Origin of the sequence: Shewanella sp. NKUCC05_KAH, from assembly GCF_019345585.1 — a bacterium.
GTDB classification, from domain to species: domain Bacteria; phylum Pseudomonadota; class Gammaproteobacteria; order Enterobacterales; family Shewanellaceae; genus Shewanella; species Shewanella oncorhynchi.
In genome coordinates this window covers 1-1742 of sequence record NZ_JAHKQZ010000042.1, presented here as the reverse complement: position 1 = coordinate 1742, position 1742 = coordinate 1, and the positions used below count along the sequence as shown (strand labels likewise).

The 1742-nt window shown below is 50.8% G+C and carries 1 rRNA gene; it reads right to left on the bottom strand.

Annotated features, from left to right (window positions below):
- Positions 1 to 1711: ribosomal RNA gene (locus KO533_RS22355) — 23S ribosomal RNA — on the bottom strand; the annotation flags it as partial.
- Positions 1712 to 1742: the final 31 nt, after the last annotated feature.

The following is a 1742-nucleotide window of genomic DNA, read 5'->3' as shown; positions in this document are numbered from 1 at the left end:
GAGCGTACCTTCTCCCGAAGTTACGGTACCATTTTGCCTAGTTCCTTCAGCCGAGTTCTCTCAAGCGCCTTGGTATTCTCTACCCGACCACCTGTGTCGGTTTGGGGTACGATTCCCACTAACCTGAAGCTTAGAAGATTTTCCTGGAAGCATGGCATCAACTACTTCAGTCCCTTAGGACCTCGTCATCAGCTCTCAGTGTGTACATTAAAGTACGTGTCCCCGGATTTGCCTAAGAACACCACCTACCACCTTAAACGCGGACTACCAACGCCGCGCTAGCCTAGCCTTCTCCGTCTCTCCATCGCAGTTAGCGGAAGTACAGAAATATTAATCTGTTTCCCATCGATTACGCCTTTCGGCCTCACCTTAGGGGTCGACTCACCCTGCCCCGATTAACGTTGGACAGGAACCCTTGGTCTTTCGGCGAGGGGGTTTTTCACCCCCTTTATCGTTACTCATGTCAGCATTCGCACTTCTGATACCTCCAGCGTGGGTTACCCCTTCACCTTCAACGGCTTACAGAACGCTCCTCTACCGCGCACAGTAAACTGTGCACCCGTAGCTTCGGTGACTAGCTTAGCCCCGTTACATCTTCCGCGCAGGCCGACTCGACTAGTGAGCTATTACGCTTTCTTTAAATGATGGCTGCTTCTAAGCCAACATCCTAGCTGTCTAAGCCTTCCCACATCGTTTCCCACTTAGCTAGTACTTTGGGACCTTAGCTGACGGTCTGGGTTGTTTCCCTTTTGACGACGGACGTTAGCACCCGCCGTCTGTCTCCCGAGTAGTACTCATTGGTATTCGGAGTTTGCAAAGGGTTGGTAAGTCGGGATGACCCCCTAGCCTTAACAGTGCTCTACCCCCAATGGTATTCGCTCGAGGCGCTACCTAAATAGCTTTCGAGGAGAACCAGATATCTCCCGGTTTGATTGGCCTTTCACCCCCAGCCACAAGTCATCCGCTAATTTTTCAACATTAGTCGGTTCGGTCCTCCAGTTGATGTTACTCAACCTTCAACCTGCCCATGGCTAGATCACCGGGTTTCGGGTCTACACCTTGCAACTAAACGCGCAGTTAACACTCGGTTTCCCTACGGCTCCGCTATTCGCTTAACCTCGCTACAAAATGTAAGTCGCTGACCCATTATACAAAAGGTACGCAGTCACGGTCTCAAGAACCGCTCCCACTGCTTGTACGTATACGGTTTCAGGTTCTATTTCACTCCCCTCACAGGGGTTCTTTTCGCCTTTCCCTCACGGTACTGGTTCACTATCGGTCAGTCAGGAGTATTTAGCCTTGGAGGATGGTCCCCCCATATTCAAACAGGATGTCACGTGTCCCGCCTTACTCGTTTTCATCAATGGTTAGTTTTCATGTACGGGGCTATCACCCTGTGCCGCTGCGCTTTCCAACGCATTCCACTAACACCCCACTGACTTAAGGGCTAATCCCCGTTCGCTCGCCGCTACTAGGGGAATCTCGGTTGATTTCTTTTCCTAAGGGTACTTAGATGTTTCAGTTCCCCTCGTTCGCCTCGCAACACTATGTATTCATGTTGCGATAACAGCTTATGCTGCTGGGTTCCCCCATTCGGACATCGTTAGCTCAAATGCTTGTTACTAGCTCGCCAACGCTTTTCGCAAGTTACTACGTCCTTCATCGCCTCTGACTGCCAAGGCATCCACCGTATACGCTTAGTCGCTTAACCATACAACCCAAATGAGTTTCACTCACCTGAG